This is a genomic window from Dermabacter sp. HFH0086 (assembly GCF_000413375.1).
In the GTDB taxonomy this organism is placed as follows: domain Bacteria; phylum Actinomycetota; class Actinomycetes; order Actinomycetales; family Dermabacteraceae; genus Dermabacter; species Dermabacter hominis.
The window spans coordinates 264,561-277,871 of the sequence record NZ_KE340308.1; the positions used below are offsets into that span (position 1 = coordinate 264,561).

The 13,311-nt window shown below is 62.9% G+C and carries 12 protein-coding genes and 2 tRNA genes; 6 read left to right on the forward strand and 8 right to left on the reverse strand.

What is annotated here, in order from left to right; genetic code table 11:
- Nucleotides 1–3: 3 nt before the first annotated feature.
- Together HMPREF1484_RS01290 and HMPREF1484_RS01295 are read right to left on the reverse strand one after the other, a co-directional pair.
- On the reverse strand, nt 4–909 hold the full coding sequence (locus HMPREF1484_RS01290; protein WP_016663210.1) for a GAF domain-containing protein: 906 nt from the start codon (nt 907–909) through the stop codon (nt 4–6).
- The gene (locus HMPREF1484_RS01295; RefSeq protein WP_016663211.1) at nt 906–1,388 is read right to left on the reverse strand and encodes a helix-turn-helix domain-containing protein; all 483 of its coding nucleotides are present in this window, start codon (nt 1,386–1,388) and stop codon (nt 906–908) included. Before HMPREF1484_RS01295 ends, HMPREF1484_RS01290 begins: the two co-directional genes overlap by 4 nt.
- A gap of 191 nt (nt 1,389–1,579) precedes the next feature.
- Here HMPREF1484_RS01295 and HMPREF1484_RS11420 point away from each other — a divergent pair, with 191 nt between their 5' ends.
- Both HMPREF1484_RS11420 and HMPREF1484_RS01305 read left to right on the forward strand, forming a co-directional pair.
- Nucleotides 1,580–1,834, forward strand: coding sequence for a helix-turn-helix transcriptional regulator (locus HMPREF1484_RS11420; RefSeq protein WP_016663212.1), 255 nt, complete (start codon nt 1,580–1,582; stop codon nt 1,832–1,834).
- A 68-nt stretch (nt 1,835–1,902) separates the two neighbouring features.
- The gene (locus HMPREF1484_RS01305) at nt 1,903–2,682 is read left to right on the forward strand and encodes a phage antirepressor N-terminal domain-containing protein (protein ID WP_016663213.1); all 780 of its coding nucleotides are present in this window, start codon (nt 1,903–1,905) and stop codon (nt 2,680–2,682) included.
- Between the two features lie 18 nt (nt 2,683–2,700).
- Here HMPREF1484_RS01305 and HMPREF1484_RS11425 read toward each other — a convergent pair whose 3' ends face one another.
- The 3 genes from HMPREF1484_RS11425 to HMPREF1484_RS01320 all read right to left on the reverse strand — a co-directional run bounded on the left by HMPREF1484_RS11425 (nt 2,701) and on the right by HMPREF1484_RS01320 (nt 4,684).
- Nucleotides 2,701–3,054 carry a hypothetical protein gene (locus tag HMPREF1484_RS11425; RefSeq protein ID WP_040386358.1) on the reverse strand — a complete coding sequence of 118 codons (354 nt, stop codon included), beginning with the start codon at nt 3,052–3,054 and terminating at the stop codon, nt 2,701–2,703.
- Nucleotides 3,055–3,131: 77 nt separating this feature from the next.
- A complete protein-coding gene (locus tag HMPREF1484_RS01315) occupies nt 3,132–4,118 on the reverse strand; it encodes an IS481 family transposase (RefSeq protein WP_016663215.1) in 987 nt (328 codons plus the stop codon).
- Complete coding sequence (locus HMPREF1484_RS01320; RefSeq protein ID WP_016663216.1) at nt 4,115–4,684, reverse strand: dihydrofolate reductase family protein; 570 nt, start codon at nt 4,682–4,684, stop codon at nt 4,115–4,117. Before HMPREF1484_RS01320 ends, HMPREF1484_RS01315 begins: the two co-directional genes overlap by 4 nt.
- 73 nt (nt 4,685–4,757) lie before the next feature.
- Between HMPREF1484_RS01320 and HMPREF1484_RS01325 the strand changes: the two genes are divergently transcribed.
- Nucleotides 4,758–5,321: a TetR/AcrR family transcriptional regulator gene (locus tag HMPREF1484_RS01325; RefSeq protein ID WP_016663217.1), complete on the forward strand. Its 564-nt coding sequence runs from the start codon at nt 4,758–4,760 to the stop codon at nt 5,319–5,321.
- A gap of 1,124 nt (nt 5,322–6,445) precedes the next feature.
- On the opposite strand, the gene HMPREF1484_RS11745 is transcribed toward HMPREF1484_RS01325, so the two are convergent.
- Together HMPREF1484_RS11745 and HMPREF1484_RS01335 are read right to left on the reverse strand one after the other, a co-directional pair.
- A complete protein-coding gene (locus HMPREF1484_RS11745; protein WP_016663218.1) occupies nt 6,446–7,873 on the reverse strand; it encodes a DUF1524 domain-containing protein in 1,428 nt (475 codons plus the stop codon).
- A 193-nt stretch (nt 7,874–8,066) separates the two neighbouring features.
- Nucleotides 8,067–9,278, reverse strand: a complete 1,212-nt coding sequence (locus HMPREF1484_RS01335) for a winged helix DNA-binding domain-containing protein (protein ID WP_016663219.1) — start codon at nt 9,276–9,278, stop codon at nt 8,067–8,069.
- 124 nt (nt 9,279–9,402) lie between these two features.
- Here HMPREF1484_RS01335 and HMPREF1484_RS01340 point away from each other — a divergent pair, with 124 nt between their 5' ends.
- Complete coding sequence (locus HMPREF1484_RS01340; RefSeq protein WP_016663220.1) at nt 9,403–10,014, forward strand: biotin transporter BioY; 612 nt, start codon at nt 9,403–9,405, stop codon at nt 10,012–10,014.
- A 9-nt stretch (nt 10,015–10,023) separates the two neighbouring features.
- Here the strand turns inward: HMPREF1484_RS01340 and hrpB are convergent, their stop codons facing one another.
- Nucleotides 10,024–12,708: an ATP-dependent helicase HrpB gene (hrpB, locus tag HMPREF1484_RS01345; protein ID WP_016663221.1), complete on the reverse strand. Its 2,685-nt coding sequence runs from the start codon at nt 12,706–12,708 to the stop codon at nt 10,024–10,026.
- Nucleotides 12,709–12,829: 121 nt separating this feature from the next.
- Here hrpB and HMPREF1484_RS01350 point away from each other — a divergent pair.
- Both HMPREF1484_RS01350 and HMPREF1484_RS01355 read left to right on the forward strand, forming a co-directional pair.
- A tRNA-Asp gene (locus HMPREF1484_RS01350) sits at nt 12,830–12,903 on the forward strand.
- A gap of 164 nt (nt 12,904–13,067) precedes the next feature.
- Nucleotides 13,068–13,140: transfer RNA gene (locus HMPREF1484_RS01355), tRNA-Phe, on the forward strand.
- Nucleotides 13,141–13,311 lie beyond the last annotated feature (171 nt).

Sequence of the window (13,311 nt, forward strand, 5' to 3'; positions counted from 1 at the left end):
TCGTCACCTCCTCCGGTTCTTACTCTCATAGTAGCCACGAATCTTATCTAGGTTCACGTCTCCCGACGTCGTAAGCGATCTCCGTCCGTAACGTCCTCCGGGCATAGGGTCCAGCCCCATCGCAACTAAGAGTCCGACAGAGCGGAGGACAGATTCATAGTCTTCAGGAGAAATCGGGCTAACTGGTGAGTCAGCGCAGATCATCCCTACGACTTCCTTCCTGCGAACCATCGGGACGGATAGGAAGTGCCTGTACGACCGTGCTGAAATCGACGCTTCTTCCGGCTTACCCTCTAGCACCCGATCCCTAAGGATGCACTCGAGAGTTCTTTCCCCATCGTAGTCCCAGTCCTCCGAGCTAAACACCTCCCGGGCTAGATTGGTTGCGCGCCCACGGGGCTCCCCAACCAAGGAAAGGACTGGGGTCTGCGTGTCTAAGGTACCGCCTATTTTCTCAGCATAATCGAGCCGATATACGCAAACACGGACCTTCTCAATCTCCTTCGAGAGGTGCTGGACCAAGAAATTTGCTCCTGCTTCCACGCAATGCACTTCACGGTCGTGGGAAAATTGCTCTTCAGCCCTAGCTAGGGTCGTCGACAAGTTAGCCAAGCCGACGGCAAATTCGTCCACAGCCGCCTTTCGCTCAACTTCTACTCTGCGAATCTTGGCTTTGTCCACTTCGTCTAGGATGGCCTTTGAAACGAGTGCGAGAACACCTAGGAACACTCCCAGCCGCCGTCCGCCGTTTGACCCCAACAGACGAAAGTTGGCAGTCAGCCACGAATCAAAGGAGATAACTAGCGGGGAGAGGATCGCGCTAAACCAATAAGCAAAGCCGAGACCGAACTGAACTACAGGCTTGAGCAGCCATTTGTCTCGCCAAACGGTTTTCTGGCGTCCGCTCACGCTGGTTCGTCTCCGTCGTAGAACTTTTCAGGTGTCTCTTGCTCAGCATCGAGCGCATCGCGCATCTTCGCGCCCTGGTTCGGTGCTTCGTGGGCGGCGAGGTCATAGTCGGCTTGTTGGGGCCGGGGTGTTTCGGTGGTGGTGTGGTGGTGTTGGTTGGTGTCGAGGAAGACGCGGACGAGGTGGCGGATAGCGTCGCGTTGGGGGCCGGTGAGTGCGGCGGCTTCGGGGCCTAGCTCAAACGGCTCACCGGTTGGGCCGAGGTTGGAGAGCTCGCGCAGGGTATTCACATCAACGGAGAAAGCGTCGGCCAGGGCTGCCAGAACTTTAGCGCTCGGTACGCCGTGCTCTCCATTGATGTACTTACGCACCGTTGTGTGGTCGATTGCGTGCCCATGCTTTTTCGCCTCTGCTGCGATACGACGGAGCGACCAGCCATCCTTGTTCAGGCTGCTGAGGTAGTTGCTTAGCTCGCTCATGGCACACACCTTGGTGGAGTTTCGTTGTCTCCACAAGGCTACGTGTGGACGCGCCGTCCAAGAATCTCACCTGTGTAATTCCTGGTCACGCAGCTAAACGCGATTTTTTGGGGTTTTCTGGTGGACAACAGCGTCCAATGTGGTTATTGTGGAGTCTCCAGACAACACCGAAACATTGGAAGGAGGTAGCAGTGAACTACAACGACACTCGACGCAACTTCACCGCCACATGCTCCGCGCGGGCACTAAAAATGGCGCTCACCTACCAGCGCTGGTCCTACGCAGACCTCGCCAGAGCAGCCGGGGTATCGAAGTCCACCGTCGGAAATCTGGCCTCCGGTGCACGTACAACCACAAACCCCGAAACAGCCGCCAAGATCGCTAAAGCGCTGAACGTGAAAACGAGCGACCTTTTCGACCTCGACCCGGTCCTCTACGCCGCCTAGGCATCCCCTCTTTTTGATCCCTGTAAGTCCGTGGCTTTCTACGGCACCTCTTCTTGAAAGGTTTCATCATGCAGCTTCAAGCTATCCCGTTCCACGGCACCACGATCAGCGCCGCGCAAGATGGTGACACGATCCGTGTCGCTCTTCGCCCGGCGTGCGACGCGATGGGCATCCAGCTCGAGGCCCAATACAAGCGGCTCGGGCGTACCCCGTGGGCAACCATGTCCATGATGGACATGACTGGCGCAGACAGGAAAACCTACGAAATGGTCACCATCGACCGTCGCACCTTCACCATGTGGCTCGCCACCATCGACACCACCCGCCTCAAATCAGACCGCGCCCGCAACCTCGTCGAAACATTCCAACGCGAAGCAGCCGACGCCCTCGACAACTACTTCCACAACGGCGGCGCAATCAACCCCAACGCCACCGAACACCAAATGCGCGCCCTCATGTTCCAAACCCAAGCACAAATGGAACTCTGCCAAGCCGCCAAAGGCCTCATCCACCCCGACCACCTCGAAGCCAAAGCCCGCATCATCCTCGCCCGCGGACTCGGCGAACACGCCACCCTCGACCCCAACCGCGCACCCCTCTACACAAAGGACTACCTCAAAGAAAAAGGACTCTCCACCAAAAACCTGCGGTCAATTTCCCCCACCTTCGGCAAACGTCTCAAAGCCGCCTACATCGAAAAACACGGCATCGAACCAGAAAAACGCCCCATGAACCTCACCAACAGCCAGGTGAAACACGTCAACGCCTACACCGAAGCAGACCGCCCCCTCATGGACGCCGTATGGGAAATCCTCAACCCCACACCCCACCTGACAGTCGTCGCCTAACCCCCCCGAACAGGGATCTCAGTCATGATCTCGATCAACTTCAATCCCCAAACTAATGTCCTCGAAATCCGGCACCAAGGCCAGCCCGGTCACACGGAAACGCTCAATGAAGCCCTCCGTCACGTTCTGGAAGCCCTCGATGGCGTCGGCACCCTCACCAGTGACAGTCAGCGACAGGTCCTGGGGTGTAGCGAAAAGGGTGTATGCAACCCGTTGACGGTCGCCGCGACGATAGAGAACTCGAGTCTTGACCCGGCCACTTACGCCGAACGCCTCGTCGAAGCCCTCAAAAAGTGACGCCACCGATCTCACGGGACCTTCACCCTCAACGTGAATCTTGAAGTCTCTGATTCTGAGCTCTGCTTCCAACATTGGCTTCCCTTCCATTCCCGTGGCCTTCGATAAACATCTCTGTTCATTAAAGCCTGTGGCCTCCCAAAGCACTCCCCCTAAGTGTACTGACCGGACACGTTGATCAATCGTGAGAAAGGCGGCTGGTTCCCGCAGGCCGTGTGGGGCCGGTGTTGGTTGTAGTAGTGCAGCCAACCGTCCAGCTCACCGCGACGCTCGGCCTCCGAGGTGTAGCAGCGGGCATAGGCCCAACCATCAGCCAAGGTGCGGTGGAAGCGTTCGATCTTCCCGTTGGTCTGCGGACGATAGGGCCGAGTGCGCTTGTGCTTGATTCCGAGCTCGGCGCAAGTGTGCCGCCACAGGTGCGAGCGGTAGGCGCCGCCGTTGTCGGACAGGACCCTTTCGACGGTGACTCCGCGGGCGTTGAACCACTCGACAGCCCGGACCAGGACCGCGGTGGCGGTGATGGCGGTTTCGTCGTCGTGGATCTCGGCGTAGGCGACGCGGGAGTGATCATCGATGACGGTATGGACGAACGCCTTGCCCATCAACGGGTCGTAGTGCTTGTTCCTGGGCTTGCCGGGGGTCGCGGCGCGGTTCTTCTCGCCTTGGCGCCGCCCGACGTAGCGCCAGCCTCCGCCGTCGGGGATGTTGCCGAGCTTCTTCACATCGACGTGCAGCATCGCGCCAGGATGGTCATGCTCGTAGCGACGGACGGGTTCGCCGGTGGCCCGGTCGACATGGGACAGCCGGTTCAAGCGAGCATCGGTCAGGATCCGATGGACGGTCGACGGCGCAATGCCCAGGCGGCAGGCCAACTGCACTGGTCCTTCTCGGAGACGGAGGCGCATCTGGATGCAGCGCCGGGTGACCTGCGGACTGGTCCTACTGGGTGAATGGTGCGGGCGCGAGGAGCGGTCCTGCATCGACTGACCGGCGCGGTAGCGATCAGCCCAGCGCTTCACGGTCGGCCAAGACACCTGGAAGCGGGCAGCGACCTCACTGATCGGCCAACCCTCATCAACAACGAGACGCCCCACCATCAAACGATGGCGGGGCGTCAATGCCGCGTTTGCGTGACTCATCGCTTTGCTCGGGAGTAGCTCGCCAGCACGATCCCGCCGGGAAGCGTCTCGATGCTTGTCGGAGTCCAACCACGGGAGGCGCTACCTGTGAACAGCGGAACTCCGTCTCCTAATGTCACGGGATTGATCTTGAGCTGCAGCTCGTCGATCTGATCCAAGAGCTGGCCGGCCAGCGAGCCGCCCCCGCAGAGCCAGATGTCCTTGCCCGGTTCCCTCTTGAGGTTGGCGACACGTTCGACAACGTTGCCCTCCCACCTTTCGACGGTGGGATCCACGGGCAGCTCGCGATGAGTGACGACGATCTGTCGGAGATGCGGGTAGGCGCTGGTCAGGCCCGCGTCGAGTGCAGGTTCATGGGTCCGGGCGCCCATCAGGACAGTGTCGAATCGTCGCGGTTCCCCCTTCACGCCCAAGACCTCTCGCAGGTGACAGGGGCATGTCTCTGGGTAGCGGGCGAAGAGTTCGTTCAGCGTTTCAGGCTCGATCGGGAACCTGGAGGTGTCGCCGTCTTGGCCGGCAATGAATCCGTCCAGGCTCGCGGCGACGTAGTAGACGAGCTTGCGCATTCCTTCTCCAATCACAACGGCTGTTGTAGTTAAGTGAACCACAACAGCTGTGCTGATGCCATAGGGTTGATCTGTGGTGGCCAATCCCGAACGACGAGCGCAGATCACCGATGCCGCCCTGGAAGTCCTGGGCGCGAACGGCTCGCGCGGGCTGACGCATCGGGCAGTCGACCGAGCCGCCGATGTGCCCACAGGCACCACAGCGAACTACTGCCCCTCCAGAGCAGGGCTCCTCCTGGCCATGGCCCACAGGATCTTCGACCGCTTGTCGCCTGAACCCGATCGGGTCACGCAGCTGGCCCACCTCCCCCCAGAGCGAGCAACGGTGGAGTACGCCGCCTACGCAACCGAACGGCTCCTGGCCGACAGCACGCTCGCACTCGCGCTGATCGAGCTGCGACTGGAAGCGGCACGCCAACCGGAAGTTCGCCAAGCCCTGGAGCCGTTCCTTCGCCAGGGATTCACAGACGACGTGGACTTCCACGACGGCCAAGGCCTCCCGGGGGGCCGCCCTGCGGTGCTGGTCACGCACCACCTGGTGATGGGCGTGGTGTTGGATGCCCTCACCATCCCCGTGGACCCGCACCAGTCCCCGGTCGACGAAGTCCGTCAGACTGTGGCAGCACTCTTCACCTAGCAGCCGTGAACGTCCACTCGATCAACGTCTCCGGTCCGTACACCTAAGGAGCCTCAAATACCGGTCAGCGCCGCTATGGCCTTCGTTAGGGATGCCGCCTCCCGCGAAGGACTGCAATTCTCCAAACGACAACTACGCACCCACGTCGTCTAATATCCGAACTGGTAGATCCAGCTAGACGCGAAAACCACCGCCGACATCGACACCACCGCCGAACTAGCCGTGAGGCGAGTCCTCGCGCAGGTCGCCTAGCCCCTTTCGACTGGTCCGCGCCCTTCACTTTTCGAGCCGGGTGGGACCCTTTTTCATGCCTTCGACCCGCCTCGCATCCAGTTACCTGAGCCGGGTCGCTCCGCGTTCCATCGGTCGATTGTTTCGGGGATCCAGCCTTTTGTCCCGCGACCAGTCGAACCGATAAGCGCATCAGGTTCTGGGAGGCTATAGCGGGCCAAAGTGGGGACTTTGACGCCGATCCGTTCCGCAACTTCGCTGCGTGAAGGCTAGATCTTCATGCGCGCTTTCTCATTTCTGCAACGAGTGCAACTACTGTCGCCCCAGCGGTTAGGGCTGCGGCGGTCATTGTCAAATAGGCGGGTGCGTGGAAGACTGCGGCCAAGATGGTGATAGCGGCGGCCGTGATGATGTACCAGCTGGCTGTTTTCATGGTGCTTCATGGAGGGCGGGGCAGGGATGCCCGCAATCAGTCTTGGGCCGCGGAGCCCCCTCCCTCTTTATCCTCCAACGCGACTAGTTCAAACGATGCACTGCATTAGTTTAGCCGCTCAGGAGCCACGATTGTCACCGACGTAACGCCAGGACTGCTGGGATTGAGCGGTCATTCATCATCACAGTGTGCGGCCAGCACACCCCAGCAGTCCGTTGCTTCGAAAGTGGTGAAAAATCGCCACCAGACCGGGGATTCCGGCGCGCAGCGGCCATTTTTCACCACTTCCGTGACAGGGAAGGCGGAGCGGAGGGTAAGAAAGGAGGAACGGAGGGTGAGAAAGGGGAAGGGAAGGTGAGAAAGATGGAACGAAGGGAAGGGAAGGAGTAGTGGGGTCCGGGAAAGGACCCCACTACCAGCTCACACCACTGTCTTCACGCCTGACAGACGGCCGGACGGACTACCGACGAGGCTTCCATTCACACGCGACGCCGTCGCCATCCCTATCAAGTTTCGGCGTGTAGCCTGGCTTGCCTCGATGGAGCGGTGCCGCACCCTTCTTCCAAGCCTCCGCGCAGTTGCGGAAGCCACCGCCACCGGAAGATTTCTTCTTCGGAGCAGGCTTCTTAGCGGGCGTCTTAGCAGGCTTCTTAGCGGGCTTCTTAGCAGGCTTCTTAGCAGGCTTCTTAACAGGCTTCTTAGCAGGCTTCTTAGCAGGCTTAGAAGCACTCTTCTTGCTGGACTTAGAGGCACTCTTCTTAGCAGGCTTAGGCGCACTCTTCTGAGCAGGCTTAGGCGCACTCTTCTGAGCAGGCTTAGGGGCGCTCTTCTGAGCGGGCTTAGGGGCACTCTTCTTAGCGGGGGCCGTCTTCGGCGCCTTCGTCTCGACTACCCTGACGAGGGCCGCGGGCTTGCCAGCCTGCCGAGGCTTTTCGGTTGGCACCGGTTTTGCTTCCGTGGTGGAGTCGGTGGCAGGCGGCTCGACGCTTCGGTCAAACGCCTTCATGTTGGGGCACGCAGCCAATACGCTCTCGATGGCCTCGGCCTCAGCCGGTTTCACCCAGAGTCCATACTTCGCTTTCACCGCTACTTGGCGTGCCACATACTCGCAGCGATAGGCTTTGTGCGGCGGTAGCCACGTCGCGGCATCGCCGTCGCCTTTTTGCCGGTTCAGCGTCGACTCGACGGCAAGAAGATTGAGAGGATCATTCGCGAAGGCGATCTTCTTTTGTGCATCCCAACTAGAGGCGCCACTTTGCCACGCATCGGAGAGGGCAACGACGTGGTCGATGTCCGTGTTACTGGGATTGTGCACGAAATCGTAGCGTGAACCGCTATATGGCGAGTCGATGCGGCCCGAGAGCACCACGCAGCCTCGGGTGCCCGCTTTCGTGGTGATGTTTTTCAGGTCGCGTCGAAGAATGTCGTTGCGCGTATCGCAGCCGTTGCGGTCGACGTCGTCGCGCCAACCGAAGGATTCACGGTCGTACCCCGTTTGCGGGGCCCTCCCTTTCACCTCGAGCGTGCGGAGCCGGGCGAGAGCGGTACCGGTGGGGGCCTCCTGCTGGACGGCAGGGGCGACGGTGGCACTGTCCTCACCGGGCACGAAGGCGGCATTGTCCTCACCGGGCACGAAGGCGGCATTGACGTCTGTGTTGAGTGCGGACGATGCATCCGGTGTTACCGGCACCGAATCAGCTTCGTGTGCATCTTCCACCAAAGAAGATACAGGCGCTGCGAAGGAGGCAGCGGAAGAGGAAGCGACCGGAGTCGACGATTGCTCAGTTGGGGCCGCGAGCGACCCTATAAGGCCGAGAATGAGCAGGCCCACAACTCCGAGTCCCGTGCCGCCACAGCACGAGCCTGCGGCAATGCCGCGTTTTTTCATTCCATTGCGATTTTTTCGCGAGTTTTCCCATGGGGCTTCTCTCCGGGTGTGATCAGTGGGGGCTCCGCCAACGGCGTTGGACGCTAGATAATTAATTACCTGCGCACACTCCCCTTGTCACGGGACCTTAGTACACGTGCCGCACACTCCGCGCGGTGATCTCCGACACCCCTACGCCGAGCGCGGGCGCCACCTACTGGTCGTGATGCGGAAATAACGCGAAGGCATTGTCGATGTCGCGCGAGGCCGCAGCGGAGAGTTCACCAAAGGCATCGACCGCGAGCGCCCGACCCCTCTTGCGCTTGACGGTGCGCCACAGGGCAACCATGCGCCCGCCGCGCACGATTCCCCGCCGGAACACCCCGTTGTTTCCGGGCACGAGCAGCGCGTGTTCTTGTTCGGTCATGAGGGCGAGGCGGTCGGGGTATCCGAGCACGAGTTCGTCGAAACCGGGCAGCAGGAAGGTGCCCCGAACGCGTGCGGCGGCAGAGCTGACCTCATCGGCAAGCCCCGCGCGGCAGAATAGCGTCTCGCCTGCGGCGTCACTGCCCCATTCCTCGATTCCGTCGCCGATCTGGAGGGCAGCCGCGCGGATCTGGCGAAGCGGGAGTTTGGTCCACCACGCGAAATCGCGCAGCGTTGCGGGCCCATGACTTGCGAGGTAGCGCTCGAGCAGTGCCGCGGTTGCCGCCACTTTGTCTCCCCCGAAACGCTCCTCGAGTCCAGCCCCCTTGGGGAGCCACGTCGCGGCGTCGGCGATTCGCTGTTCCGCACCGTCGATCGGCCCGTAGATCAGGTGGCCGGATGCCATGAAGTAGGTGATGAGGTGGTAGCCGCGACCGCCGTCCGTCTCGATGCCGCCGCTTTTCCACGCCTCGAGGAGTTCCGCCCGTGTCACACCTCGCACTTTCCCCACGAGGAATTCGAGGGTGAGGTTCAGCGCGTGCTCGACCTGGGCGTCGGAAAGATTGCGCGAGCGGCGGCGCCTCGCCTCCCACTCTCCCTTTTTCGCACACAGCTCGGTCATCCACCGCGCATCGCTCGCGGCCATGGCGAAAACGGTTCCCCGCATCGGGTAGCCGCGCACGATCTCGCCTGCGTCAAACGCGCGCAGTACTTCCCGCATGCGCGCGTCGCTCGGGAAAGCTTCAGAATCCGACGCTTGGGGAGCCACCGTCGGAACCTGATCCTGGCCTGGTGCTTCACCGACCTTTTCCGCATCGAGCCGAAGGGCGATCGAGGAGAGCAGGCCGGGCAGATCCTGCCCCTGCATCGCGCCCATCGCGTGCACGAGATTCCCGGCGTTGCGATGCCTCGGCAGGGCGAGTCCTTGTGCACTCAGGCGCGCATATATGAGGCGGGCGCGCTCGGTGCGAGTACTGGGGGCGAAGGATCGTGGTGGCATGATCTCACCCTATAGAGCGCCACATTCGCCCAAATTCAGGTGTAGGCGACCGCGCTTTTCTCCACCCTGAACGGGAGCGGGGCCTAGTATTAGTGCGGCCCTATTCGTGAGATGAAGGAGATCCATGACCACCGCCTCCGTTGCCGGCACTCGCCCCGTGCTCGCCGATTCGCTCGTTAAACACCGCACGCTGCTCACCGATCTGTCGCTCATCGTCGCGGGCGTGGTGGTCGTTGGCCTGCTCGCGCAGGTCACGATCCCGCTTCCGTATGTGCCGATCACGGGCCAGACTCTCGGCGTGATTCTCGTGGGTGCGGCGCTCGGTTCGAAGCGCGGCGCGGCATCGCTCGCCACCTACCTCGTGGCGGGTCTTGCGGGCGCCCCGATTTTCGCGGACTTTGGCGGCGGCCCGGGCATGGTTCTCGAGCCGAGCTTCGGCTTCATCATCGGCTTTATTCCCTCGGCCTTTGTGGCGGGCTGGATGGCGGAGCGCGCGTGGGATCGCAAGTTTATTCTCGCGCTTCTTGGTTTTATTGCCGCGAGCGCGTTGCCGTTCGTCGTGGGCGTGCCGTACATGGCGTGGGTGCTCAACTCGATCATGGGCCTCGGCCTCGACTTCGCGGGCGTCATGAACGCGGGTCTCATCCCGTTCATTCCGGGTGGAATCGTGAAGGCCGCGATCGCCGCTGGGCTGATTCCTCTTGCCTGGAAGGGAGTGCGGGCACTCGAGAAGTAGTCCCCGCCCCTAGTGCGGGCCGCGCCTGAGTGCGCGGTTCGTTTTCGCGGTCGCTTCGAACGCCATCGGGTCCTCGGGCCAGGGGTGTTTCGGGTAGCGGCCGCGCATTTCTTTGCGGACCTCGGCGTACGGCCCCGCCCAAAATGAGCGCAGGTCCTTGGTGATCGCGAGGGGTTTCCCGCCGGGCGAGAGCAGCTCGATGAGCACGCTCACCCTGCCCTCGACGATGCGCGGTGTCTCTTCGAGCCCGAACATTTCCTGGAGCTTGACCTTGAGTCTCACGGGCGCCTCATCCGCACCGCTCTCATTGGCGTGCACAATCTGGTCGGCGCTCGGGTAGTCAAGGCGAATTTTGGAGTCCGACGGCACCTGGATCCTCTCGGGAACGAGTTCTTCGAGTCGCGCGGCTTCGGGCCACGGTAGGGCGCGCTCGAGGATGGGGCGCATGTCGATTTTTGAGGGGGGAAGCGGGTTTTTTCTGCCGATGCCGGCGAGCGCGTCGATTTCGGGACCCGCGAGTTCTTCGAGGCGTGACAGTAGCGCCGCATCGCTCACGTCCGTCCAGGGCTCGCCGAGCTCGCGGTGAAGAAGCGCGAGGCGGGAGCGCAGGTTTGCGGCGCTCGGGCTCCACGTGAACATGCCGAGTCCGGCGCGTTGAATGCCCGCGAGAACAGCCTCTCGCGCACCTGCCCCCTCGACTTTCGTGGGGGTCGAGGAGAGAACGATGCTGCCGAGCACTTTCACGCGGCGCGCTTTCGTGCCGTTCTCGCCGAAGTCGATCTCGCTTCTCTCGGACACGAGCGGTCCCGCACACGCGAGGGCTTCCTCTTCGGTGAGGGGTGCGGCCGAGCGGATGATCGCGCCCGTGCCGCGGGCGGCCTTCGCGTTCGATCGCTGCATCTCGGCAATCGCGATCCAGTCGCCGAGACTCGTCTCGTCCGTACCGGCGCGGGTCCCGCCGGCGCACTCGTAGATTCCCGGGTCGACGCGCCGCGCGAGGCGCTCCGGGTAGGCGAGGCCCACGACGATTCCGGCGGCGTGCGCAGGATCGTGCGGCGCTTCGAGCGCCTCCAGTCCGCCATTCGTGTCGAGGTGTGCATCGCCTGCATGGCGGCGAGCGATGCGGGCGAAACGCTCGGTTTCTTTCGCGAGACGCTCGCGGCTCGCGCGCGGGCCGTCGATGCTGCGGCCCTCGAGCGGGAGTGGCGCCTCAAGGGACAGGGCTGCGACCGTGCGCGAGGCGGCGTCGGACCCTACGACCGGTGTTGAGGCGAGCAGCGCCCGGGCAAGCCGCGGGTCGGTGGGGATGGAGGCGAGCGTGCGGCCGAGGGGCGTGAGCGCACCATTGGCGTCGAGGGCTCCGAGGGCGTGGAGTGTCTCGTGGGCGTCGCCGAGCGCGTCCGCCGGGGGCGGATCGGGAAGGCGAAGACCCGAACCGCCGGGCGTCCCCCATGCCGCCATGAGCAGTGCCGTATCGGTGAGGTCGGCGCTCGCAATCTCGGGGAGGGTGAAGTCTCGCGCGCCGGCGTAGGCGAGGTCGTCGAAGAGGCGAATCGCAAGGCCGGGGCCGAGTCGGCCCGCGCGACCGGCGCGCTGCGCCATGCTCGCGCGTGAGGCGGTCACGGTCACGAGGCCGCTCATCTTTCGCGCGGCATCGCGGCGCACTTCGCGGCTCAGCCCCGAATCCACGACGATGCGCACGCCCGGAACGGTGAGCGACGACTCGGCGAGGTTCGTGGAGAAGATGATCCTGCGCGGCTCGCCGGCTCCGCGGCCCCGCACGATCCGATCCTGTTCACGCGCATCGATGCGGCCGTGAAGCTCGCAGACGTCGACCCGCGCGCCACGACGCGCGAGCAGATCCCGCGCCGCCGATGCCGCGTTTTCGACCTCCCATGTCCCCGGCAGGAACACGAGAACGTCGCTATCCGCGAGCTCGCCCGGCTCCTCAAGTGCCTCAACCGCCACCCGCGCGGCATGTGCGAGGAACTCCCTTGAGACCCCGCGCTCGTTCATGCGCGAGGCGAAGGGCTCTCGTCGCGTCGCGACGGGAAATAGCGCCGTTGGCGAGTCGATCACCGGCACCGGTCCTGGCACGCCCTCCCCCATGAGGCCCGCGAAGCGCTCGGCATCGAGGGTCGCCGACAGCGCGAGAATCCTCAGATCTCCGCGCAGGTCGCGCACGTCGAGCGCGAAGGCAAGCGCGAGATCTGACTCAAGGGAGCGCTCATGCACCTCGTCGAGCACAATCGCCGACACATCCGCGAGCTCGGGATCGGCGAGAAGACGGCGCACGAGGACACCCGGTGTCACGAACTCCACGAGGGAGTCGCGCGTGAGCGTAGAGTCACCGCGCACCGTATAGGCGACGCGGTCGGCGAGCGCCGGGGTGGTCTGTGAGGCGAGGGCACGAAGCCTGGATGCGCCGGCACGCGCGGCGACGCGCCGCGGCTGCGTGACTATCACGCGACCCGCGCCTTGCTCGCCCACGAGAGCGTTCGCAACGATGGGCGGCACGAGCGTCGTCTTGCCCGATCCCGGAGGCGCCTGGACGACCGCGCTCGCACCGGGCGACGCGATCGCCTCGGCGAGGTCGGCAGCGACACTCGCGAAGGCGAGATTCGCGCCGATTGCCTCGAGATCGAAGGCGGCTGGTGAACCGTCGGACTGTGCTCTGCTCCTCACCCCATCCATTGTGCCAAGCGTGCGACGACCAGCGGAATCACGAATGTGACGAGCCTCTCCGCTCTCAGGTGGCATTTGGTGCACGGGGTGTGTAAAGTAATTCGAGTCGAAGCGAGAGCACGACAAAAAAGGCCCTGTAGCTCAGTTGGTTAGAGTGCCGCCCTGTCACGGCGGAGGTCGCCGGTTCAAGCCCGGTCAGGGTCGCAAAAAGCGACGAACCCCCTCGAAGAATCGAGGGGGTTTTCCCATGCCCCACACCGTTTGCGCCCACACCCGAACGAACGTGTCTTACCTCTCCCCCTCCCCCGTCGATTTCGCACGCGCTCGCGTGCACTGGTAGGCTGTTCGCTGTTCCTTCTGGAACATACGGCTCTGTAGCTCAGTTGGTAGAGCGTTCGACTGAAAATCGAGAGGTCACGGGATCGACGCCCGTCGGAGCCACAGCAATCCCCCGTCGGGTCGTACCGGGCGGGGGATTTTTGTATGCCCCCTCGACCGCACCATATTTCCGGAATTTCGGTCACGGGAGCGCACCGGGATGCCGCGCGAGGCGATTAAACGTTGGCATGCTCAGGGAATTTCCCGTTTGCTAGGTCACAGTGAGGGACGAAC

Bases quoted from the DNA above. Each gene is read 5' to 3' on its own strand.
- HMPREF1484_RS01335 (WP_016663219.1), bottom strand. From the start codon at position 9,278: ATGCCACCACGATCCTTCGCCCCCAGTACTCGCACCGAGCGCGCCCGC.
- HMPREF1484_RS01305 (WP_016663213.1), top strand. From the start codon at position 1,903: ATGCAGCTTCAAGCTATCCCGTTCCACGGCACCACGATCAGCGCCGCG.
- HMPREF1484_RS11745 (WP_016663218.1), bottom strand. From the start codon at position 7,873: ATGAAAAAACGCGGCATTGCCGCAGGCTCGTGCTGTGGCGGCACGGGA.
- HMPREF1484_RS01320 (WP_016663216.1), bottom strand. From the start codon at position 4,684: ATGCGCAAGCTCGTCTACTACGTCGCCGCGAGCCTGGACGGATTCATT.
- HMPREF1484_RS01315 (WP_016663215.1), bottom strand. From the start codon at position 4,118: ATGAGTCACGCAAACGCGGCATTGACGCCCCGCCATCGTTTGATGGTG.
- HMPREF1484_RS01340 (WP_016663220.1), top strand. From the start codon at position 9,403: ATGACCACCGCCTCCGTTGCCGGCACTCGCCCCGTGCTCGCCGATTCG.
- HMPREF1484_RS11425 (WP_040386358.1), bottom strand. From the start codon at position 3,054: ATGTTGGAAGCAGAGCTCAGAATCAGAGACTTCAAGATTCACGTTGAG.
- HMPREF1484_RS01295 (WP_016663211.1), bottom strand. From the start codon at position 1,388: ATGAGCGAGCTAAGCAACTACCTCAGCAGCCTGAACAAGGATGGCTGG.
- hrpB (WP_016663221.1), bottom strand. From the start codon at position 12,708: ATGGATGGGGTGAGGAGCAGAGCACAGTCCGACGGTTCACCAGCCGCC.